The organism is Nocardia salmonicida NBRC 13393, assembly GCF_001613085.1.
Lineage (GTDB): Bacteria > Actinomycetota > Actinomycetes > Mycobacteriales > Mycobacteriaceae > Nocardia > Nocardia salmonicida.
Map to the genome: position 1 here is coordinate 72,978 of NZ_BDBR01000033.1, position 22,815 is coordinate 95,792.

At 63.8% G+C, this 22,815-nt stretch carries 17 protein-coding genes and 2 pseudogenes; 12 read left to right on the plus strand and 7 right to left on the minus strand.

What is annotated here, in order from left to right; genetic code table 11:
* The first annotated feature begins 301 nt into the window (after positions 1 to 301).
* From NS1_RS27515 to NS1_RS40310, 3 genes are all read left to right on the plus strand, one after another.
* Complete coding sequence (locus NS1_RS27515; protein WP_255284714.1) at positions 302 to 1,990, plus strand: TerD family protein; 1,689 nt, start codon at positions 302 to 304, stop codon at positions 1,988 to 1,990.
* 1,076 nt (positions 1,991 to 3,066) lie between these two features.
* The gene (locus NS1_RS27520) at positions 3,067 to 4,173 is read left to right on the plus strand and encodes an IS30 family transposase (protein ID WP_218019980.1); all 1,107 of its coding nucleotides are present in this window, start codon (positions 3,067 to 3,069) and stop codon (positions 4,171 to 4,173) included.
* Between the two features lie 140 nt (positions 4,174 to 4,313).
* Positions 4,314 to 4,874: a hypothetical protein gene (locus NS1_RS40310; RefSeq protein WP_157125409.1), complete on the plus strand. Its 561-nt coding sequence runs from the start codon at positions 4,314 to 4,316 to the stop codon at positions 4,872 to 4,874.
* Positions 4,875 to 5,042: 168 nt separating this feature from the next.
* Here the strand turns inward: NS1_RS40310 and NS1_RS27525 are convergent, their stop codons facing one another.
* From NS1_RS27525 to NS1_RS27535, 3 genes are read right to left on the minus strand one after another with little or no spacing between them, the layout of a single operon-like run.
* Complete coding sequence (locus NS1_RS27525; protein WP_062989080.1) at positions 5,043 to 7,118, minus strand: hypothetical protein; 2,076 nt, start codon at positions 7,116 to 7,118, stop codon at positions 5,043 to 5,045.
* Positions 7,119 to 7,136: 18 nt separating this feature from the next.
* Complete coding sequence (locus NS1_RS27530; protein WP_157125410.1) at positions 7,137 to 9,197, minus strand: hypothetical protein; 2,061 nt, start codon at positions 9,195 to 9,197, stop codon at positions 7,137 to 7,139.
* Entirely contained in the window at positions 9,194 to 9,919 is a 726-nt protein-coding gene (locus tag NS1_RS27535) for a hypothetical protein (protein ID WP_062989084.1), read from the minus strand. The genes NS1_RS27530 and NS1_RS27535 overlap by 4 nt, the downstream gene beginning before the upstream one ends.
* Positions 9,920 to 10,256: 337 nt before the next feature.
* Between NS1_RS27535 and NS1_RS27540 the strand changes: the two genes are divergently transcribed.
* Positions 10,257 to 10,940, plus strand: a complete 684-nt coding sequence (locus NS1_RS27540) for a restriction endonuclease (RefSeq protein WP_062989086.1) — start codon at positions 10,257 to 10,259, stop codon at positions 10,938 to 10,940.
* Here NS1_RS27540 and NS1_RS42660 read toward each other — a convergent pair.
* Positions 10,907 to 11,443, minus strand: a complete 537-nt coding sequence (locus NS1_RS42660) for a DUF7255 family protein (RefSeq protein ID WP_444980740.1) — start codon at positions 11,441 to 11,443, stop codon at positions 10,907 to 10,909. The genes NS1_RS27540 and NS1_RS42660 overlap by 34 nt on opposite strands.
* Before the next feature lie 638 nt (positions 11,444 to 12,081).
* On the opposite strand from NS1_RS42660, the gene NS1_RS27550 reads away from it, so the two are divergent.
* Positions 12,082 to 13,032, plus strand: coding sequence for a hypothetical protein (locus tag NS1_RS27550; RefSeq protein ID WP_062989090.1), 951 nt, complete (start codon positions 12,082 to 12,084; stop codon positions 13,030 to 13,032).
* Between the two features lie 98 nt (positions 13,033 to 13,130).
* On the opposite strand, the pseudogene NS1_RS27555 reads toward NS1_RS27550, so the two are convergent.
* Positions 13,131 to 13,865: pseudogene (locus NS1_RS27555) on the minus strand (transposase).
* A 386-nt stretch (positions 13,866 to 14,251) separates the two neighbouring features.
* Here NS1_RS27555 and NS1_RS27560 point away from each other — a divergent pair.
* The 4 genes from NS1_RS27560 (at position 14,252) to NS1_RS27575 (ending at position 18,046) form a co-directional block, all read left to right on the plus strand.
* Complete coding sequence (locus tag NS1_RS27560; protein ID WP_062989092.1) at positions 14,252 to 15,367, plus strand: NB-ARC domain-containing protein; 1,116 nt, start codon at positions 14,252 to 14,254, stop codon at positions 15,365 to 15,367.
* Complete coding sequence (locus NS1_RS27565) at positions 15,364 to 16,566, plus strand: tetratricopeptide repeat protein (protein ID WP_062989094.1); 1,203 nt, start codon at positions 15,364 to 15,366, stop codon at positions 16,564 to 16,566. The genes NS1_RS27560 and NS1_RS27565 overlap by 4 nt, the downstream gene beginning before the upstream one ends.
* An 18-nt stretch (positions 16,567 to 16,584) precedes the next feature.
* Positions 16,585 to 17,592 carry a tetratricopeptide repeat protein gene (locus NS1_RS27570; protein ID WP_157125411.1) on the plus strand — a complete coding sequence of 336 codons (1,008 nt, stop codon included), beginning with the start codon at positions 16,585 to 16,587 and terminating at the stop codon, positions 17,590 to 17,592.
* An 82-nt stretch (positions 17,593 to 17,674) separates the two neighbouring features.
* Complete coding sequence (locus NS1_RS27575) at positions 17,675 to 18,046, plus strand: hypothetical protein (protein WP_062989098.1); 372 nt, start codon at positions 17,675 to 17,677, stop codon at positions 18,044 to 18,046.
* A 5-nt stretch (positions 18,047 to 18,051) separates the two neighbouring features.
* Here NS1_RS27575 and NS1_RS39355 read toward each other — a convergent pair whose 3' ends face one another.
* The gene (locus tag NS1_RS39355) at positions 18,052 to 18,687 is read right to left on the minus strand and encodes a transposase (protein WP_084504507.1); all 636 of its coding nucleotides are present in this window, start codon (positions 18,685 to 18,687) and stop codon (positions 18,052 to 18,054) included.
* A 74-nt stretch (positions 18,688 to 18,761) separates the two neighbouring features.
* Between NS1_RS39355 and NS1_RS27585 the strand changes: the two are divergent.
* A pseudogene (locus tag NS1_RS27585) lies at positions 18,762 to 19,984 on the plus strand (IS110 family RNA-guided transposase).
* 164 nt (positions 19,985 to 20,148) lie between these two features.
* Here NS1_RS27585 and NS1_RS40990 read toward each other — a convergent pair.
* Entirely contained in the window at positions 20,149 to 20,346 is a 198-nt protein-coding gene (locus NS1_RS40990) for a transposase (RefSeq protein ID WP_169812841.1), read from the minus strand.
* A gap of 717 nt (positions 20,347 to 21,063) precedes the next feature.
* On the opposite strand from NS1_RS40990, the gene NS1_RS41365 reads away from it, so the two are divergent.
* Together NS1_RS41365 and NS1_RS27600 are read left to right on the plus strand one after the other, a co-directional pair.
* Entirely contained in the window at positions 21,064 to 21,792 is a 729-nt protein-coding gene (locus NS1_RS41365; RefSeq protein WP_218019978.1) for a helix-turn-helix domain-containing protein, read from the plus strand.
* Between the two features lie 257 nt (positions 21,793 to 22,049).
* Entirely contained in the window at positions 22,050 to 22,808 is a 759-nt protein-coding gene (locus NS1_RS27600) for a TauD/TfdA dioxygenase family protein (RefSeq protein ID WP_169812842.1), read from the plus strand.
* The last annotated feature ends 7 nt before the right edge of the window (positions 22,809 to 22,815 follow it).

Consider the following 22,815-nt stretch of genomic DNA (forward strand, 5'->3'; position numbering starts at 1 on the left):
CCGTTGCTGCCCAGAGCCATGAGAACCCCACTCGCTGCCGTTGGTCTCACGGTGCGGCGTGGTCTCGCGCATGTCCTGCTCCGATCGAGCAGTCCGGCATCCTCAGTCCGTGGGTACTTGTCGCATGAAACGGGTCGCACCTTCACGCCACGGTAGAGCACGCGTATCGCCGTCTGTTCCTCGTCGGCGGGCAGGATCATCAACCATCGCTCAGGAGGCCCTGCGTTCCTGAGTTCGACTGCTGAATTAGCGCGGCGGGCCCGTTGACCGAGTTGTGCCACATCCGCCCCAGGAAGGCGTTGTGCGTAACGGAATTCGCTGCGAGAGCGGTGTGCACGGCGTGAAGCTCTCCAGAGGTGAAAATGCTGCGGTCACCGCATCGACGGTGGCGGTGACCCTGACGTGGGGATCGCAGTGCGATGTCGATCCGCAAGCGCTTCTCCTGGCCGAGAACGGAAAGATCCGGACGAACGACGATTTCGTGTTCTACAACGCGGCCGACCACCCGTCAGGGGCGGTCTCGCTGACCGAATCCGGCGCTGGCCGTGCCGTTCTCACGGTCTCGCTCGCCAGTGTTGAAACAGCGGTTTCCCGCATCGTCGTCTCGGCATCGGTTGACGAGGGATCGTTCCGCGACGTCCGGGACCTCACACTGACGGTCCAGGACGGGAGCGACGCACTGATCTCGTTCGAGGTCGACCAGCCCGAGGCTGTCACCGCGATCGTGCTGGGCGAGTTCTATCGACGAAACGGCACGTGGAAATTCCGGGCGGTCGGCCAGGGTTGGGCGAGCGGGTTGCGTGGGCTTGCCGAAGAATTCGGTGTGGAAGTCGACGACCCGCCCGCGAACCCGCCGCCAGCAGGATCGCCGGTTCCCGCACCTAACGGCGCGGCACCCCAGCCATCCCCGGCGCGGATGGAACCGGGCTGGTATCCGGAGCTTGTGGGCTCAGGTCAGCTGCGCTGGTGGAACGGCACCGGTTGGACAGACGACACCCGACAACTGATTCCATCGGATCCGGCGTTGTGTGAGCGCTGCGGCAGAGAACGGCGGATCCCGCGGTTCGGTAGCCCGCCACCGTGCCGGTGGTGTGAGTCCGACGTCAACAGATTCATGGAAACGTGGCGATCCCAGGCTTGGCGGGTGCTGACAGAGTCCGGACCGCGCGGCAGCGGATGGGAAGAGCTGTGGGTCGCACTGCGTTTCGAACGGATCCATGAAGCCAGCGGCCGAGAAGCTCTGCGCCCCCTCGCCATCGCCTACTTGGAACGTGTAGTCGCTTTCGCCTTCGCCGACGACGAAATCGAAGCCAATGAGCTCGGTGACTTCGAGCGTGCCGTCGTCGATCTTCAGGCGGCGGTTGATTTGGGGGCCGCCCAACGACGGGTCGACGAGCTCCGTCAGCGCATGCTCAGAGGCCGATCGCTGACACAGGTCCGCACCGGCGAGCTCCCTCGCATACAGCGATCGAACCTGCACTTGGAAGCGGATGAGACGCTGTACGTCGATGTCAACGCGTCACAGATCAAGTACTTGGCCAGCGGACCACGCCACAACAGCGGCAGATTGATCGGTAGCAGCAAGAAGCTCCGCTTCATCGGCGCCGGAGCTGGTACCGAGCTGCCGTGGTCGAAAATCGTCTCGATCACCAGTGAGTACGGGAACGTCATCGTCTCCGCGACCACCGCTCGAGGTGGTGGAACCTACGGGGTCCCCGATCCCGAATACGTTGCAGCGGTGTTGGAGGGAGCGCTGCGGATCGCGAAGCGATTAGTTCTCGCTCCTGGACAACGCGATACCCGATCAATACCGCCGGACGTGAAATCCGAGGTGTGGCAACGAGATGGCGGTCGGTGTTGCCAGTGCGGCGATGCCCACTACCTCGAATTCGATCACGTCATCCCACTGAGTCGAGGTGGCGCTACGAGCGTCGGAAACCTCCAAATCCTGTGCCGTCGGTGCAATCTCGAGAAGGGCGCACGGATCTGACCAGATCTGGTTCTCGTCGGCATGGAGGGCTAGCTTCCACTATCCCTTCGCCAATCGGTGGCTAGAAGCGAAGTGAATCGAATCAGGGTAGGTTGCTCGGAACCTGCAGCTGAATAGGTGTCGGCCCCGCACCCTCGGGGATGGCCCGATGCATACGCCGCACGGTTCGTCCACACCGAAGTCGGCCCCCGCACCTGCGGGCATGGTCCGACGCGCAAGTACAGGCGCACGGGCGAGGTCGAGTCATCCCCCACTGGTCAGAAGTACCCAAGGGCGAGTCGGTAGCCTTGATCTCGACGGCGACGTACGTGGCACGGCCGCAGCTGAGTTACGGGCAGTAGGTCGATCAAGCCGAAGATCCCGGTGTTCCCGCGCCGACCCGCTGCAGTGAGCCGGACCGACGGTCAGCGCTACAGGCGGGGGCAGCGCTTCAGGAGCTGCGGATCATGTATCGCGGTTTCCTCGCCTACGGCGTGCGGTGGGACCGGAGCAGCAGGCTGAGCAAACTTTCGGCAGCACTCAGATGCTGGCCGGTCCGGATCTACTGAACCCGACTGCGCGTTCTAGAATGCGCGGTTCGCCTCGGCCGGGCCAGCCGATCGAGGCGAAACCTTCCCCGTGCACCCACACGCCGCCGCCACATCGCGGGGCACGCTCGACCTTAGTCGAGTCAGCAGCTCGATCATGCGAGCTGCGCCCGCCCCGACGGGGCGCACGCAGCGTCGGTTCCAGACCAACAAGCCCTGGGTGTGAGGGGCGGAAAGGTGATCCGCTGAACTCGCCGACAGGCGCCGCGAGACAGGCTACTCGCGGGTTCTCGACAAGCCTCGGAGTTCAAAAACGTGGGGTTTCTGTGGGAATTGGCCGAAAAACGTCAAATCTCCGAAAATGCGAAACCCCCTCCGACCCAGCTTGGGTTCTAGGGATCGTCGCAACACCCCAGTTCAGGGGATATTGCGATGGACTTCCAGATCCGGGCGGACCGGAAACCTCAGGGCCGTAAGAAGTTGCGGGCCGAACGGGCGGAGTATCTCCGTCTTGTGGAACAAGGCTACGGAAACAAAGCGGCATCAAGGATGGTCGGTGTCCACGAACGCACCGGGCGCGAGTGGCTCAACGGCCGTGACGATCCCAAACGGCGAGTGCTGCCCGCTCGAAACGAGCGGGCAGCACTCGCCGGGTCGAAGTCGCGGTATCTGACCGAGGACGAACGCATCCACATCGCCGACCGACGGCGGGAGAACGCAGGTGTCCGCCAGATCGCGACCGAGCTGAGCCGCAGTCCCTCCACGATCAGCCGTGAGATCGCGCGCAACGCCACGGTGAGCCCGTCCGGACAGGCGACCTACCGCCCACACGCGGCCCAGTCCCGCGCCGACGCACGACGCCACCGACCCAAGCCGAGCAAGGTCAGCCGGTATCCCGAACTACGGCGATTCATCCAGCGTCACCTCGACAAACGATGGAGCCCCGAACAGATCTGCCAGGCTGTGCGCACGCACTTTCCCGACCGTCCGGAGCTGCACGTGGTCCACGAAACTGTCTATCAAGCCTTGTATTTGCAGGGCCGCGGCGAGCTGCGCCGTGAGCTGGCCCGAGCGCTGCGCACCGGACGCGCTCGGCGCGTCCCGCATCGGCAGGCCGGCTGCCGACGGACTCGTTTCACCCATCCGATGGTCATGATCAGCGACCGGCCCGCCGAGGTCGAAGACCGAGCCGTGTCCGGGCATTGGGAGGGTGATCTGATCGTGGGCAAGGACAACGGTTCGGCGATAGGCACTCTTGTCGAACGCTCCACCCGCTATCTGATGCTCATGCATCTACCCCATGGCCGAAGCGCTGAGGTGGTACGAGATGCCTTACAACGCACTGTCGCTCGAATTCCTGCACATGTGATGCGGTCGTTGACCTGGGACCAGGGCAGCGAGTTGGGTGAGCACCACTTGTTCACCGTCGCTACCGACATTCCGGTCTACTTCTGCGATCCAGGCAGTCCCTGGCAGCGCGGCTCGAACGAGAACACGAACGGTCTGCTGCGGCAATACTTCCCCAAGGGCACCGACTTGTCGCTGCACTCCCGTGAGCATCTCGACGCCGTTGCCGCCGAGCTCAACGGCCGCCCACGCAAAACGCTCGACTGGGATACCCCAGCCGAGCGTTTAGCTAAGCTACTCGCGGCCTAACCACCACCACGAGTGTTGCGACGACTCCTAGAATCCGCCCAGGTCAGAGGGGGTTTTCACTGTCGGGCTGACAGGATTTGAACCTGCGACCACTTGGCGCGCGTTCCAGTTGGCCGAACCCTACCCATCGAGACCCAATAGTGCTCAGCATCAAGCATTTTCGCGAAGCGACTGTTCTCAACGTTTCGCATCATTTCGCATTGATTCCGGTCAAAAGTGTGGGGTTTCTGTGGGGCGCCTTCCGCGCCCGCCCGCTCTCCTGCATGTCCGCACGCAACACCCCAGACGCTGCTGACCGAAGAGACCTGCTCTGTAGTTCCGACGGCTGTGGCCACGCAGACCGCGACTTCGGCGAAACCATTGAGACCACGGACAGCACGCCAAACTCTGTACCCGTCCAATTGGTCACAGTGGCCGTCCGGGCGAACGAGCAGACAGACGTCATCGCCGACGCCGCGGATCAGCTTCCACCAACTTATCGGGTCGCGGTAGTTTCCGGCTCTGTCGATCGCTCAGACGGCGACCGGCAACCGGTAGCCGGCGCGGATACGGTCGACGCCGGCCAGCCACTCTCGCCCCAGCGGCCCATCGATGAGCGTGAATGCCTCAGAGCCGACCGTCGACCACCGATGGCGGCTGCGCTCAACCAACGCATACGAGAGAAGTACACGACGGTCATTGCCCCTGCCTCTACATCTTGATCAACGGCACCCCAGCCTTTTCCACGGCCGCGAAGGCGTTCAGCGACTGAGGCATCAGCCACGCGTTCGGCCGTTTCACCAACTCGCGACCGACCCGAAGACCGTAAGGAACACGCCGTCCAAGTTGAACCTGTTCCGCATCGGCGCCGACCATACAAGGCCAACTTCTCATTTTGAGTAGTCCGAGGGGGCCAGCCGATTGCCGGGCAGAATACCTACGACCACCCTCCGGTCGACTGTTGCTCCTGCTGGACGGTGGCTGGCGACCCAGATGAGTTCGTCAAGTCTGAGAGTGCCGCCGCTGGAGGTCTTCGGCGTCAGGTCGAGGACAAGAAGCAGACCGAACGGGACGTTGGTATTGCTGTATTCCGCCGTTTGGGTCAGGTAAGCGGCCTCGATATGCTTTCGACTGTTGTCGACGTCGTCCTTCTTGATCTCGGCTAGGTAGTGCAGCGCGTCGAATCGCACAATGATGTCGCCGCGTCCCATGGCCAGGTCGACTGGCTCGGCACTCACCGCATGATGGAGTGGCCCTGAGTCCAGCCATCCGCGGAAGTCCAGCTGGAGGTCCTCTTCGAGCGGCTGGGGCTGATCCTTTTCGGGGCGTTGGCGGTAGTCGTAGACCGGTTCGCCGTTCCGGCGTCTCTTTCCCAAGAGACTGGTCTTGTTCAGGTCCAAGCGCGACTTGAGGAATAGGACAGTCTGGTACACCAACGCGGAGAAGGTAACCGGTACACGCCCGGTGTAGTAGGGGTGTCCGGCAAGCTGGCCGAGGATGTTGTTCAGGATCGGAAGTACCACTGGGTCGTTGGCGTCGAAGCGGCTCTGGTCTGCCTGCTCGGCGAGTCCACCGAGGAAAGCAACCTTGTCGTCGGTCAGTCCTGCGATGAGGTCTAATGCCGCCTCCTCGCCCATGGTGCGGACCAGCAGGGGCGCCATTCGGTACAGCCGTTGTGTGGCTCGAGGGTCTTCGTCTTCAGTGTTGTCCGGGCCAGTAATCGCGTTGGATTCAGCGGCGCTCGGAGTGCGGGCCTGTCTGGAACGGATCTTGGCCAGCAGGATCTCGCCTGACGGGTGGTCGAACTTGGTGTGTCCGATGTGCTGTTCGGGCTGCGCTACAGCGCGTTCGAGGATTTGCAGGAAATTCTGCTCGCGCAAGAAGACGTCCTCGATCGCGGGCTTGACGAGCAGGGCGACGCCCGTGTTGGCGTCCGAGCCCAGTGGTTGGACGGTACGGATAAAGCTGTAGGCGGAGAGGACCGCGTCGAGTGCATTCCATGGGGCCATCCAGACCGGATCGGCGAGAGTGCCTGAAGTTGTGTCGAGTAGCAGCAGGAGCTGATGCCATCCGAGCAGCGCTGAGCGACGGGGATGAGTCCAGGCGGGTTGGTGGGTTCGCAGCTGCCACGCGGTGAGTTGCTCGAGTGCCTGGGTAAGCCGCGTGGCGGCGTCTGCGACAGCGGCGGTGTCGTGGCGGCTGAAGGCGAGCACTGCGTCGCAGGCTGCGACAAGGCAGTCGGCGTCGCGCCGTGCCTCATCGGCGGTGCTGGCAGCGAGCTCCCGGCGGGCATCGATGAGGTGCTGGGTGACCTGGGTCAGGTCGGTGCTCGACAGGGCGATACGGAGCCGGTCACACCCGAGCTCGTAGACCGCGTCCGAGTCGGAGGCGTCCAGTTGTGCCAGCTCACTGAGGAGGCGACGCAGGATGGTAGCTGCAGCCGCCTCGTCCGCCCAGCTATCGAGCGCCGCGCCGAGCGTGCGGGGCAGCAGCTCGATGAACTCTTCCGGGGCATCCCGCACGGAGAGCTGGTCGAGGAAATCCCACACGCGAAAGGGACTCACCGCCTTGCCGACGGCCAAACGCACAGCGGCGTCAAGTCGGGTACCGGCTAATATCGGGGCTTCATGCACTGCCTGGGGAAGCTGGTCGAGGAGTGCGCCGAGCAGCGCTGTGCCGTGGGAACCAAGCGCCGCCGGACGTCCTAGGAGAACTTCCAGGGCGCTGGACAAGGCCAGCACGCTTCTCTGCTGCGCCAGACCGCCGATGAATAGTGGGGTAACTTCTGTCCACCGCCCGTCGGCGTCATCTGCGGTGATGGCCTCGGCCAACAACGGTGCCATCGGCCCCGCAGCAAGCTCGCGAGCTCCGTCGAGGACGTCGGCGACCGACATGGCGATCGCTGTGAAGGACACCGGCTGCCCGGCTTCGACGAGCTCGCTCAAGCGGTCGGCCAATTCAGCCATGATGCGCTCCTGTCCTGTTCACCACAGCGGCTCGTTCTCGATGGCCTCGATGGTGTGCCTGGCGTCGAGAACGGCGTGGACAAGCTCGTAGTCGCGGGTTGTGATCACGACCTGGATGCCCTGTTCCTCAGCGACCGCCGCGAGTTCGCGGAATAGGACCGTTGCGTCGAGGTCCTGAACCTCCTCCGCCTTGGGACTGTCGATCATCACCAGTCCTGGGTGGGTCGAGACGCCATGGGCAGCCCCGACGCGTAGCAGAGCGATAACCAACGCGATACGCAGTCGCAGGCGGGCTCCTGGATTGCATGCGCTGAACCAGTCCTGACCGCCTCCATCCTGGGTGACCCGGAGCCGCGCAGAACGGTCGATTCGCACGTTCTCGAGCGACAGCATGCCGAACCGGCGGGACAGGTCGGCGACCTCTTGCTCAAGGTCAGCGAACAGCGCGACGGCGGCATTTTTGTTGTCGTCTTCAAGGACTTTCACTGCCGCGTCGAGCACCCGCAGGGTGACCGTCTCGTTGTCGGCGTCGTCCCCTTCCTGTTGGGGAAGGGTCGGCAGAACTTCCAAAGCGCCTTCGAGCCGCCAGACTGCCTGCTGGGCCTGCACCACTTTGGGCAGCGTGACGGCGGCCTGGGCAGCCCGGAGAACTTCATCCGCAGCGATCAACTCGCCGGTGAGGGAGTTGAGACGATCGCGTGCGGAATCGGCGTGGGACGCTACCTGGTCCGCAGCTTCCACAGCCGCGGTCCACCGCTCCTTTGCCTCTTCAATGACATCCGCAGACTCAGCGTCGTCGGTGGCGACGGGGCGGTCGCACACAGCGCAGGCATGGGAGTCGTGCTCCCTGTGCTTACGGTCGGTCGTAATGGCCTGGTCGCACCGGGGGCACGCGTCAGGGTCCAATCCTTGGAAGAGCGCCCTGGCGATCTTGCTCTCACGGACGTCGGCCAAGCGTTTGGCCGCCCGCTGGCGGTCGGCCTTCGCGTTCTTGTCAGCGCGCTGTGCATCGTCGTCGACCACTCGGGCGTCAGCGACCTCACCGGCCAGACGCGCGGCGTCTCCAGCGAGGTCAGTAAGGGAAGCGCTATGCCCAGCTGCGGCGGTGAGTTCGTCCAGGCGCGCGCGTGCGGTCGCCAGCTCACCCTCGACGCGCGCGCGCTCGTCGGAGCGCTGGGCTGCTTCGTGTTCCCGCTCTGTCTGTCGGGCTCGGGCCTCGTTGCGGCGGACATCGCGGGCGGTTTTGACGCGGGTGAGCGCTGCAGCTGCGGGGAGATCCAAGAACACCTGTAGCAACCTGCCCGGCAAACCGGACATCACCTGGTCGCCCATCAGAATCTTCGTGCTGGCCGAGCCCAGGTACAGCGCTGCGAAGTAGGCTGGCCAGCCGTGGGTCTGCGTGCTGGTCTCATTTAAAGTGCTGACCATCTGGGACAGGTCGAGCCGGTCCAGCATCAGGTTGGCAACCTGTTCTGCGTAGTTCTGTTCGCCGCTGGTCTGGAGCAGGACGGTCACCTTTTGGGTGGAATCAGGTTCCCGGGTGTGGGCAAGGTCGGACGCGGCAGGTGCGGTAAGGACGGTCGCCAACGAGATCGCGCCGTCGATGATGTCCAGACGGAAGCCGAGCGGCTGTCCGGCGACAGTGACGTCGAGGTCGAGATGGTTTAGCCAGCCCCGGACGCCGCTCTGCAGTTCTCGTGGTGTTCCGCGCAGGCACCATGTAACCAACTCCAGCACACTGGTCTTGCCCCGGAAGTTGGACGCGACGAGGGCGGTAAGGCCCGTCGTGAAATCCAATGTCGTGTCGAACGTGCCGGGTGCAACCTTTCCCGCGCGGACCCCAGCCATTCGCATGCGCACCAGGCGCAGTGGACGCGGGCGGGCCGGGGTGAAAACCACAGGCCACCCGTAGGTAGCGAACACATCCCGTACCTGATCTGCAGTGACCTTCGCCCGGACTGCGATTCGCTTGTCCAGCAGGGCTTCACCGGACGCAGACACGTTCTGCACGGCCCCTTCTGCCGGGGCATCTGCATCGACAGAAGGGGCGTGCTGGTCGTCGGCCACTGGCTCATTCATCGTCGCTCCCCTTGCGGTGTGGCCATGGCTCTCGCCGAATCGACCAGCTCGGCTTGCAGCGCCGCTAAGCGGGCACGTGCCCGCGGCGCCACGGTCGAAATATGCTCGTGCAGCGGCGTATCCGCATACTCCCGCTGAAGGTACTGACGCTTCTTCAATTGCGTGCCGCCGAGACCATCCGCCAGCCTCACCACCAAGTCGACCCGATCGACGTAGTACTGGAAGACCGAGTCGGTGGCGACGATGTCGCGGGCGACCCGCCTGCCCTCGTCGAGGAGGTAGTAGTCACTCTGGCGGACCCGCTCGATCGTGCCGCGGCGCTTGCGGACGGCAAGCCCCGCGCCGCGTAGAACCGCCATGGCGTTGTCGATGTTCTCCCAGGCACCGAACCTGTTGCGCAGCATGGGGTATCGGCGCACCTCGGGTTCTTCGGAGTCCAATATCGATGCGGCCATGGCGAGCAACGGCTCCTCACGGCTGGTCTCGTAGTCGTTGAGCAGCTCGTCTGCAAGGTAATCAGGGTTGCGTAGCCAGAAGTCGAGCTTCTGCAACCGCACTGTCGTACGGACAACCACCACCGCTCTAGCTAAGCCTGGAAGCGCCAGCTCGGTGTCGTCCACCTGTTCGCCAGCGCTGTCGAGCAGCATCAGAATCCGCACGGCGTCCTGCTCCCGACTGGTCACCGGGTCTTCTGAACTCAGCGGATCGGTCGTATGCTCCACGGACTCAACGTATCAGCGAGATGGAACTGGATTTCGCGATCTAGAACCGATGGGGCCGAATCTCTAGACCGATGGCACGGTCATGCCTACGCCCCACTGCTGGCTTCGACACTCAGTGCCCAGCCTCGGTCCGACGCGCTCGCAGGGTCGTGGCGACAGAGTGTCCATCTCCGCGGCCGGCCGGATGCGCCTGCCGGACCAGTATCCGTGATCAGACTGGAGATGATCGCGGGCCGAACCGGGGCCAGTGGAGGCACACCACTGATGCCAGGCGAAGGCAGGTGGTTGATCATGGTGTCGTCGGTAAGTTGCCGGTGCTGAAGAGGGAGATCGTTCGTTGTACGGAGAGCAGTTCGCCGGTGCGTACATCACCAGCCCGCAGCAGGCCGAGCACAACGCCGCGGTGCAGATGCGGGCGATGGGATTCAGCGATGCGACGGTCACGGCCAACGGCGCCGACGGCGGAATCGACGTTCGATCCGGTACCGCGCTGGCACAGGTGAAGTGGCGGGGTGGTGCGGTGTCACGCCCGGACGTGCAGCAGCTTTTCGGGGCCCGCGGGAGCGACTTCGGCAAAGCCCTGTTGTTCTTCGCGGCCTCGGACTACTCCCAGCCCGCGGTCGAGTACGCCGACCAACACCGCATCGCCCTGTTCGTCTATCACCCCACCGGCCAGGTCGAGCCCCGCAACCTCTACGCGGCCAGCCTGCTCGGTTCGGGCGGCGGATGGGCAGGCACCTTTGGCGCGCCGGTGAATCCTTCGAATTTCAGCCAGCACCGTGCTGCGATGGTGCAGCAGCGGCCCGCCGCCCCGCAGGGGTTCTTCCGTCGGCACTGGCGCTTGCTCGGTTTGGTGGTGTTCGCTCTCGGCACGACGGGCGGCCTCATTGGCACCTTCGATCCGGATGAGACTCGCGGTGAAACCCACGCCGGAAACTTCGGAGCCTTCGTGCTGTGCGCCGCGCTGACAATCCTGTTCTGGTATCTCTACCGCAACCACCGCGACCGCCGCACACAATGACCCGAACGAGTAGCCGTTCGTGATAGCGATGACCACGCCGTGCAGGCTGTCAGATACCGGTGCTGGTGCGCTGCAGGAGAAATGCAGCGAGAGCTTCGGGTCCATGACGACTTTGCCGTCGAGCGCGTCACCGAGGAAGGTTCCGTCGACGGTGTCCCACACTGACACTCGGGCCAGCCGCAGCGTCGGTGACGGGTCGCGGTGAGGTCTTTGACGGCGTCGTAGAGGGGCGCGCTGTTTCCACCGGGGCCCACCGGGCCCGTCGAGAACACCGTCAGGCCCGCCGAGGCGAACATCTTCTCGCACGACCGGGTCGTCCACCGTTTACCCCACCTGGCCGCGGCCAAGCATTGCTGTTCATGCCGGACACAGTGGTCGAGGTAGCCCCGGCTGCCAGGGCAGCGCCGCGGCCCAGTTCGCGTGCAGGGTCTGGCTCGATACCGTTGAAGTACAGTTCTTCGTCGAGCTCGACGACCATCTCGCCTGTGTAGGCCAGGTCCCAGGCGCCGGGACGAACCGGTGGCATCGGCTGGTTGCCGCCCAACGCGGTGTAATCGGTGTCGAGGTCACCGATTACGGCAGCTGGCAGATCCGTGAGCCGCGGCACCGACGGCACGGGGGCCGGACGCAGCCCTGCCTGTATCAGCAGCGCTTGCAGCGCCGCGGCGCGTCTGCCTGTGCGGACCATCTGCCCAGTCTCCACCCGCCGCGGGCCTCCAGCGGGTACTGGTCCTGAAAGGGCACTTACCCGCCACCGGCGGCGTGTCACGGAGTCGTTCGGCCGCAGTGCCCGCCTCGAAGACATCGTGGCGCGGGGAGGCGGACTAATACTTTGCTGGGGCAAGTCAACGCGGGCCGACCGGATCGCTTCGAAATGGTTGGCGAGGTCGCGCACCGATCGGTCTCAACAACCCTCAATCGACGCCTTGATAAGAGGATGGCTCCATCGCACAGTCGCACTCCGGTCCTGGTGTAGGTCGAGCGTTTTCGTATTGCTCACGCGAGATCTATTATGGCCAAGCCGATCCGCGCCTTCGGTAGCTCACGTCCCCTGGCGTCCGCCTCGATCAGATACGACGCGTCCACTCCTACCGACCCTGGCCTCGCTTGAAAGGCCACGACAAGCGAGGTTGACCGCCCGATGATTCCGACGTTCGAAGCATTCACGGGTGGACTGTCCGGTGATGCAGCCGATCTGCCCCGCGAGGTGCTGTGGCACGACTACCAGCTGCTCGTCGAGTACCAAGTCCATGAAGTCGAGGCCCAATTCCGGGAGATGCTTCCCGACCTTCCGCAAGAGGCTATCCAGCAGCTAACCGCAACCGCTGCCTCTGACGCCGTCATCCGGTCGCACTTCGGCGACGACTGGTTCGACCGCATGTACGCCGCAGTCAAGACACCTCGGCAGGCGCGCGGGTTCTTCTACTTGGACGCCGACAACGAGCACCTGGACGCGCTCACCCGCCATCGCAAACTGGAGCTTGCCCGCCGGATTCACCAATGCCAGTTCGCGGACTGGTTCGGTTTGGTCCGCGCGGCCGTCGAGACTTGCGACCTGTCTGGTATCGCTTTCGAACTCGATGTCGCGGTTTACCTGATGAACTTTCCGATCAACATCGAGCGCCGTGACGCGTCGAAGGCATCAGGGCGCGACTTCGATCTGAACTTCTGGATCGCAGCCCCGCCGAAACCCGTGGAAGTGAAGGCCAAGGTCGACGACACCGTTTTCAGCGCGAAAACCCTGTCCAAGACGATCAAGGATGCATCCGGGCAAATACCGCAGGGGCAGATCGGGTTTCTGTTCCTGCGCATCCCGCCGAGGTGGGTCGGCCCCGAGTTGGAGGCCAACTTCCACGACTACATGGCGGATGCCTTGACCAGCCGTGATGAGAGCTCGACTCGACACCGCATTTCTGTTGTGTTCTCCGCCGTCGACAAGGTGTACGGCTCGCCCCAAGAAGTCACCGTAAGTCGCCACTGGGACCTGGTTAAAGCCGAACATTGCCCACCTCATGACTGGGAAGTTGCGCTGCAGCTCAAGCAGTTCGACGAAAGCGGGTTGACGCACATGGCGCCTGCAGCGCCCTTCTGACCGGTCGCAGCCGGGCAGGAAGCAGCGGTCATGCTGGCGGCCTAAGGGATGTCCCGTAAGTCTGAATTAGCGACGGCGAGCGATCCACCCGCCATGAATCAGTAGGGGTGGGCGAGGTTGGCCAGCCTCGCTACCCCAGCCATCGCGACACCCACCCCGCGACCACGTAAGCGGCAGTCCCGCAGGAGTTTCCGCGTCTTCATCCGAGCGAAAGCATGCTCGATACGGGCACGGACCTTGCGGTGTAACTTGTTGTGGACCTGTTTCCATTCCGGCAGCTCGACACCCCGGTGATCGGCGGTGCGGGATAATCAGACCGGTGCGCTGGTAGCCGCCGTCAGCGATCACTACCGCGTTGCGGCAGGCGTGGGCGGCACCGGACTCGGTCCAAGCTCGGCAGTCGTTGCGGTTGCCCGGTAACTGTTTTCCCAGTGCGACGACCAGTTCGGTGTCGGCGTCGATGACGACCTGGTGGTTGGTCGAGTGCCGGTAGTTCTTGCTCTGGGCAGCGACCTTGTGATCTCGGGTCGGGACCAGGGTCCCGTCGACGATCAGCGCGGCACCACGTGGGAACGGGGTGCGGGGCCGTAGCGCCAACGCTGGTCCGAGGTCTTCGATCACCTGCGCCGCGGCCGATTTCGAGACGCCGAACACGGCCGCGAGTTGCCGCATTGTGAGGTTGGTTCGCCAGTAGGTGGCCACCAGCAGCACCCGGTCTTCGAAGCACAAGCCCCACGGTCGACCCCGTAGCGGTCGGTCAGCGCCCTCGCGCCGTAACTGTGTGATCAGGCGAGCAAACATGGGGGCCGCAGCCCGGAGAACAACTCCACCATCACCGGGTCAGCCGCCGAGATCACCACCGTTGAGACGATACCTGTTGCTGCTCAACGGCTTACGGGACATCCTTTAGCGAAGTTGTTGATCGAGCGGCTCCGACCCACTTGTAGGAGAGGCAGCAAGGACACGGTAGCTATGATGTTCTCGTGTCGATGCGGAAAGAGTTCGCGCGCGGAGTGCTGACATGTGGCCGGGTCGCCGATTCATGAGGCGAAAACCGGCCGGAGGGGACGCGGGGTCGAATGACGGCTCCCCGCGCCAAGCGCAGTCTGTCAGGGACTCGACTATCCACGGAGATCTCCGTCAGACGATCATCGAGCGTCAGTACAACATCCACCCGACGTCGGCGCCGAACCAGGTCGTCGTAGGCGAAATCCCAGCGATGCCGGCAGCCTTCGTGGAGCGGGCTCTCCTGGAACGTCTGACGCGCGCGCTCGATCGGAACATCGTCGCGGTGGTCTGCGCGCTGACCGGAATGCGTGGCGTAGGTAAGACCCAGCTCGCTGCTGCCTACGCTCGATCGAAGATCGCCGACGGCTGCCGTCTCGTCGGCTGGGTCAACGCCGAGACCACGGGCGATCTGATCGCCGGACTGGCACGCATCGCCGATCGATTGGAAATCGCCGATCCGAGTGGCGATTCAGCCGAGTCCGCGCGGCGGCTGACCGAGCATCTGGCGACAATGCGCGGTGATGCCGTGCTCGTTCTCGACAACGCCACCGATCCCGACGAAGTGCACAGGTTCGTCCCGGCATCGGGCGCTCGGGTGATCATCACCAGCACCAGTCGGTCCTTCACCGACCTCGGCGCGGTGATCGACGTCAGCACCTATACCCGACCGGAGTCTGTCGGCTATCTGACCGAGCGCACCGGACGTAACAAGGACACGGACGCCGGCACCATCGCGGACGAACTCGGCGACCTGCCACTGGCACTCGCCTCGGCCGCGGCGACCATCAGAGCACGTGGCCTTGACTACACGGCGTACCACGCGCTGCTGCGCGAACAGCAGGTCACGGAGGTCATGCCGCGCCGCAAAGGGGACATGTACCCCCGGTCGACGGCCGCGGCCCTCCTCCTGAATGTGGACACGGTTTCGGAGGGGGACGCCACCGGGTTCTGTGCGTCGCTGATCGGCATCATCGCGCTGCTGTCGCCCGAGGGCGTGTCTCGCGAACTCCTGCATACCGTCACGAAATCGCGGGATATCACGACTGAGACCGTCGAGCGCGCGCTGGAGCGATGCGTCGATGGATCGGTGCTGTCGTGGTCGTTCAGCGGCGACGCGGTGATCATGCACCGGCTCATGGCCCGAGTGCTCTGGGAGCGCTACCGGGTGACTGGTGAGTTCGCGACGATCGCTGCCGAAGTGCTCGACCTGATCGAACCCCGCATGTTCGAGTCGGCACAGGCATGGGAACGGCGAGCGGAGGGCTCCGGGTTGATCGCGCATGCCGAAGCGATCTGGGAGGCGCTGACGGAAGAGGGCTTCACGTGACCGCGATCGTCGAGCGAGTCCTCGCCGTCCGGCAATGGTCGTTGCGTCAGCTGATCGGATCCGTGGATCTGGCCCGGGCGGCGGAACTCGGCGAGAAGCTGGTCGCCGACGCCGCGCGCATCCTGGGACCTGAACAACCGGATACCCTCGCCACCCGGATGGATCTCGCGCGCGCCTACGAAGCCACCGGACAGCTCGATGCCGCGATCGCCGGGTACCAGGCGGTCATCTCCGACTATCAACGGACGCTGGGCGAAGACCATGGGGACACACTCGCTGCCCGGGATAACCTCGCCGGCGCGCTGGAGTCGGCAGGGCGGGTCGAGGAGGCCATCGCGGCGTACGAAGCCGTCCTCGCGGAACGCCACCACATCCTCGGCGCCGACCATGCCGACACCATGAACTCGCGAAACAATCTCGCCGATGCCCTGGAGTCGGCAGGGCGGGTCGAGGAGGCCATTGCAGGCTACGGCGTCGTTTTGGCACAGCGGCTTCGCATTCTGGGTGCCGATCATCCCGATACCCTGATCTCGCGGAACAATCTCGCCAGCGCGCACGACACGGCAGGGCACCTCGGCGAGGCGATCACTCAATTCGAGGCGGTCCTCGGCGACCAGCAGCGAGTTCTGGGAAGCGACCACCCCGACACCCTCGCCACCCGCAACAATGTCGCCTACGTCTACGAATCGGCCGAGCGCTTCGACGAAGCTGTCGCGCTATACGAGGACGTTCTCGCCGACCGTGTCCGCGTACTCGGTGCAGACCATCCCGACACGTTGATCACTCGAAACAATCTGGCCTTCGCCTACCGGTCGGTCGGGCGGCTACCCGAGGCGATCGCCGCGCACGACGCCCTGCTGGAGGACCGCCTCCGCATTCTCGGGCCGCTGCATCCCGACACCCTGACCTCACGCAACAATGTTGCCATCGCCTACGAATCGGCGGGACGAGTCGATGAGGCGATCGCGATCCTGGAAGCCCTTGTCCCAGTACGCGCTCAGGTCCTCGGCGAGGATCACCCACATACTCTGCGCACCAGAAACAATGTCGCGAACGCTTACAGGTCGGCGGGACGTACCACTGAGGCCGTCGCGTCCTTTCGGGCGGTTCTAGCGGACGCGGAACACGCACTGGGCACCAATCACCCCCTGGCCGTCGAAATCCGCGAGAACCTCGCCGCAGCCGAGCGAAACGCCTGACGATCCACGGAGGTGCGCGTGGCAGTCCGCGCTATTGTTGAGCGGGCACTCGCGCTGCGGCGGTGGGCGATGCGGCACGCGCTCGAGATCGAGGACTGGAGCCGCGCCGTCGAGCTCGGCGAACGGATCGTCATCGACGCCGAGCGAATACTGGGTCCCGCCCATCCGGACACTCTCACCTCCCGCAACAGTCTCGCCTACGCCTACGAATCGGCGGGACGCATCGACGAGGCGATAACGCTGTTCGAAGCGAATGTCGCCGACCATTCGAACACCCTTGGCCGGGATCATCCCCGGACCTTCACGGTCCGCAGCAATCTGGCCTACACCTATCAATCAGCCGGTCGATTCGATGCTGCCATCGACCTGTTCGAGTCCGTGATCGCTGACCGCACGCGGACCCTCGGCGCCGATCATCCATCGACGCTGCGCAGTCGCAACAATCTCGCTGGCGCCTACTTGAAGGCCGGTCGAACCGCGGAGGCGGCTGCGCTGCTCGCTGAAGTCGTCGCCGATCGGACCCGCGTGCTCGGCGCCACGCACCAGTCCACCCTGCGCAGTCGCAACAATCTCGCCGGGGCCCTGCGCGAGCTCGGACGATTCGACGACGCGCTGGAGCTGATCACCTCCGTCGTTGACGATACCGAGCGACAGCAGGGTGCCGATCATCCCGACGTCTTCACCGCCCGCAGCAATCTAGCGGCCGTGCATCGCGCGGCGGGCCGAGACGCCGCCGCCGTACCGTGTTTCGAATCGGTTCTGGCAGACCGCACTCGTGTGCTCGGCGCCGACCACCCGGACACCCTGGCCACCCGGCTGAACCTTGCCGAGGCGATCTGCTCCGCGGATGGGGTCGACAAGGCCATCGAGCTGCTCACGGCCCTTCTCGCCGACTGCGTTCGCGTCCTCGGCACCCACCACCCGGACACCGCCGACGTCCGCGAGAGCCTAGCGGCTGCGGCGGCACTGGCGGCTGCCACTCGAGGAGGCGAAGATACGGAGCGGCCGACACAGAGCTCTGGATAAGCTGAGCAGCGAGTTCGGCAACCGGCTGTCGAAGATCATCTCCACTAGCGAAAGGCACTGCGGTAGTTCAGTGAATCCAACTATGCAGAGAGCACTCGGCGCGGCGGGAACGATCGCCGTCGGCGCCGCTGTCAACATCGGCACAAGCCTGCTCACCGACCACCGGGAAGCGGCTTGGTTGGTGACGGGGATCGTGGTGCTGCTCCTCGGTGCGGTTGTCCAGTGGTGGTTGCCTGTTTCCCCCGGCACTCCGCCTGGGACAGGCACTCCGCGAATGGACGCCTCGAACAACATCGTGGGCGGATCGCTACGCCAGGAGTCGAACCGCGAGGCGGAGCAGACGGCGGACGACAACACGGTGGACAACGACTTCCGGCAGCAGCAGAAAGGCGCCGGCCGCATGTCGGCGTCGCGGAACGACGTAAAAGGTGACTTCGACCAGAAGCGTACTTAGAGCTCCTAACAGGTTCGATTGCTGAGTCGTCGCCAGCAGATGAGCGCAGCGGCGAGATCGAGAAATCCCTGATGGATGTCGGTGCGGCGTTCCCGACGGACGGCCAAACGCCGGAATTGATGCAGCAAGGCCAGTGTTTGCTCGACGATCCAGCGGCCAGCGGTCACCTTGTCGCGAGTTCCTCGGCGTGGAATGTAGCCGGTGATCCGTCGTTGTTCGAGTTCGTCGTAGACGCGGGGGTAGTCGTAGCCTTTGTCCGCGATCAGGGTCGTGATCTTCTCGCGTGGTCGGCCGGGGCGTCCTCGCAAAGGTCGTACTCGGTCGAGTAGCTCGGGCAGCACGAGATGGTCGTTGACGTTGGCCGCTGATTGCACGATTGCGAGTGGGAGGCCGTTGCCACAGGTCAGGATGTGGTGCTTGGCTCCGGTCTTGCGGCGGTCGGCCGGACTGGGACCGGTATCGGAGCCCCTAATGAGATGTAGCGGGCCTGCCGATACGGCAGACTCGCTGCTGGTAGCGGCTGGCGGGTGAGCACTCTGCGCCCCCGGGACATCGAGTCCTGAAAAAAGATCGTGCCCCCGCCGGTCGACCAGGAGAACGGATCGCTGCTGGGATGTCGTGCCCGCCCAAGGCGTGAGCACTTTTCATTAGGTCGCCGGGTGTTCTCCTGAACGCTACCGATATCGAAAGCTGTTGATAGACAGGAGGACTGCTGGTGCTATTCGTCGGAGACGACTGGGCCCAAGACCATCACGACGTGGAATTGATGAACCAGGCAGGCAAGAGACTGGCCCGAGCCCGGCTATCCGAAGGCGTCGAATCACGCGATTGCACGCACTGATCGGCGAACACCTCGATGTCGGCGCCGCAGAAGATGCCGTAGTCATCGGCATCGAGACCGACCGCGGCCCATGGGTCGCGGCCCTGGTCGCCGCCGGCTACTCGGTGTATGCAGTCAACCCCTTGCAAGCTGCACGGTACCGAGACAGGCACACGGTCTCCGGCGCCAAGAGCGATCCCGCCGATGCTCACGTGCTGGCCGATATGGTGCGCACCGACTCCCACCAGCTACGGCTCGTCGCCGCGGACAGCCCGCAAGCCGAGGCGGTGAAAGTAGTTGCCCGAGCGCACAAGACGCTGATCTGGGAACGTACTCGAACCACGCAGCGGCTTCGGCACTCATTGCGCGAATACTTCCCCGCCGCGCTCGAGGCATTCGATGACCTCACCGCATCCGACGCCCTGGAACTGCTGGCCAAAGCGCCCGAACCTGTTGCGGCAGCGCGGCTATCGCGCAACCAGATCCGTGCCGCACTCACCCGGGCCCGCCGCCGCGATATCGACACCAAAGTCACTCGCGTCCAAGCGGCACTGCGAGCCGACCATCTACGTCGTGACCAGGTGATCGATGCCGCCTATGCGGCCACCACACGCGCCTCGATCCAAATCCTGATTACGCTCCAAGAACAGATCGCCGAACTGGCCGCGCAGGTGGAAGCCTATTTTGGTCGGCACCCGGATGCTGAGATCGTCCTGTCTCAACCTGGGATAGGCGTCATCCTCGGTGCCCGGGTGCTCGCCGAATTCGGAGATGCCCGCGGCCGCTACGCCTCGGCCAAAGCCCGCAAAAACTATGCGGGCACCAGCCCGATCACCCGCGCCTCCGGCAAGAAGAAGATCGTCGCCGCCCGGTTCGTCCACAACGACCGGCTCATCGATTCACTGGCCCAGCAAGCGTTCTGCGCCCTGACCGCCTCACCCGGTGCCCGCGCCTACTACGACCGGCATCGCGCCCGCGGCATGGAACACCGCGCCGCGCTACGCCAACTCGCCAACCGGCTCGTCGGCATCCTCCACGGCTGCCTCAAGACCCGCACACCCTACAACGAGGCCACCGCCTGGACCCCCGGCGTCGCCGACCAAGCCACTACTGCTTGACAATCTAAGCCCTGGGATGTCTTTTTTCGCTCGCACGTGCGAGCCGTCGGGTATGACGCGATCGAAATCGATCAATCCCGCGCGGTGGCAGTGCGCGAGCATCGTGGTGTGTATGGCCTCGAATACTCCGGCGGTCTGCCAGTCTCGTAGCCGCCGCCAGCAGGTCATGCCGGACCCGAATCCCAGTTCCTGGGGCAGGGCAGGTCTTCCCACCCGATACCGGTGATCAGTACGAACAGGATCCCTTGCAGGACAAACCGATCGCTCATCCGCGCTGGTCCCGGCGTTCCTGCCACCTTGACCGGCAGTAGCGGTTCGATCACTGCCCACAGCTGGTCGTCCACGACCCACGGCGCTGCCACGACGAAACATCCTGCACTACAACAGGACTCGTCGCTACCCGTCAGATCCTGTTAGGAGCTCTTAGCGACGTGGGGTGAACACCGGCAGCAACGGCTCGACCAGCTCCCAGAGCTCATCGGGCACCAAACGTAACGACATTTTGTCGGTCACGACCGAACATCATGCACGACAGCCGATTCCGGCCATGCCGCGACTGCTGCGTCAAAACCCGCCACGCCGACCGGCGCTGGTCAACTCCTGAAGCCGGTCTTCAACCCGTGACGGTTCACCTGTTTGCGAGGTTCCCCAACGCGGCTACTCCCTTGTTTGCCGCGCAGAACAACACTCGAAAATCCGTACCGGCAATATTGAGAAGCGCCGATTTCCACGGATTCATCATGACTCTAAAACGTAGGTATCGCCCAGGATGCTTTCAGCTCGTTCCACCGCGCGGCAATTCCCACGAGCTCATGTCCACCCTCACGGGGAGCGCCATGAGCGGAGAATACCATCGAGAAATCGACGAGCTGGCCTCTCGCGCCAGATTAGCCTGTGCCACTATGGCATTCGTCACACTCAGGCCCGTTCGTCGGCCATGCCACCCTACCTCGCCAGCGTAGATCGCATCCACTAGGCGAACGCGAGAACTAGAACGTGTTCTTGCCTAGGCGAGATGCTCTGTGTACGTTCAAGATCGGAGTCGGCAACGACGATGCCGAAGGAAGGCGGGGGCCGCCGTGGACACGGAGATCGCAGACCAAGAAGTTAGACCTAAATTGGTGTTTCCTGCCATTTTGGAATCGAGTAATCCTCCTAATAATATTGAAGGATCCGTGCAAGTTGACCCCTGGAACGACTGGGATATCGAGCTGCAGCGAAGGTTGAAATCCGTCCGCCGGGAGGTCGTTCTCGCGGTCTCAGATCCGATCCGGACAGCGCCTCGATATCCGGCAGGAGAGCGGCTGGTGCGGGATATGCTGACCGCGGGTAAGCGGGTACGGATATTGATGTCATCGAAATACGCCGACAGTCGAGACCCAGAGAAACTGCACGCCGCGCGCTCGCTGAACGATCACATCCGTGTCACATACACCGACTTCTATAATACGATGATTGTCGATCGCCACGAGGCGATCGTGTGGACATGCGTGGACGGGGTCCCGCGGGCGTATCTTTTCACCGGCAGCACGCTGTCGAGTTCGATCGAGCAGGTCGTCAGCCGGTCGTGGTCGGCGGGCCTTCCCCTGCGCAACCATGCGGACATGCGGCGCAAGGACTTCGACTCCACCGCGATCGCGGTGATGCGCCATCTTAACGCCGGGGTGACGGATGAGGTTGCGGCACGGGAGCTTTCGATATCGCCGCGTACCTACCGCCGGCACGTCGCTGACATCATGACTCGGCTCGACACTGCTACGCGATTCCAACTCGGCGCCCGGGCAGCCGAACTGGGCCTGCTGCGCTGAGGCTCGGCTGAGACGGCGCACGGCCGCCATCGAAAATTGGCAATTTGTGGCCACGTAACGCTCTAGCGCGCACCGTACGAGCTGACCTACGGTGGATGACAGACCGAAGATGTTGCACAGATCCGAATCAATATTCGGACGACAGGCCCTTCGATCGCTGTGCCGGTATCGGCCAGTCGGCATGTGGGGTTCGAATACCAGCTAGGCCGAGATGTGGCTCAATTCTGCTCGGAGTAACGGGGACAAGAATGTTTGACGTGCAAGAAATAGCTGAACAGGTGACTGTCTCGGCGTCGAATTGGCGTGGGGAAATCCAGGATAGGCTCAAAAGATTCGGCATTGCAATTATCGAGCCGATCGATACCAGCGAGCACAGCATCCAGCTGGAGGACGTCATGTTACCGCTGGGTTCTCCAGTCGAGTACGGGTTCGGCACTACGTTAGCGCTCGAACCGCAAGAGGGTTCGGATAACTTGCAATTCACCACCAAGGGCATGCGGCTGCACGCGGATTCCACATTTAACTCGGGCCCGTCGGTGAAGTACATCGGCATGCAGTGCGAGAAGGCACCCGAGGTCGGCGGGGAAACGCTGGTCGCGCGATCGGCCGCCTTCTTCGACAATGCTCCGAGGGACCTGCTCGACACGATGCGAAACATCGTCATCGAATACCGAAATCGAATCGGAGGCTATTACAAAGACCGCGCCGAGGGCGACCATCCGCGCCTGGCGCCGATTCAAGTCGACCCCGATACGGGCGAACAGAAGGTCGTCGTCGGATTCACTGATCCAAGCGATCCAATGCGCACTCACGACGCTGCCGTCGTCGGCTACAACACCGACGAAAGCGCCGCGCTACTGTGCAGAATCGAAGAGACACTGCATCTTCCGAGCGTTCTCTATACGCACAGGTGGCGGGTCGGCGAGATTGTGGTGCTTGACAATCGGCGAGTTCTGCACGGTCGCGCGGCATTTCCGAATCAACCCCGAAAACTGATTCGACTGTCGGTTGCCTGATGTCGGA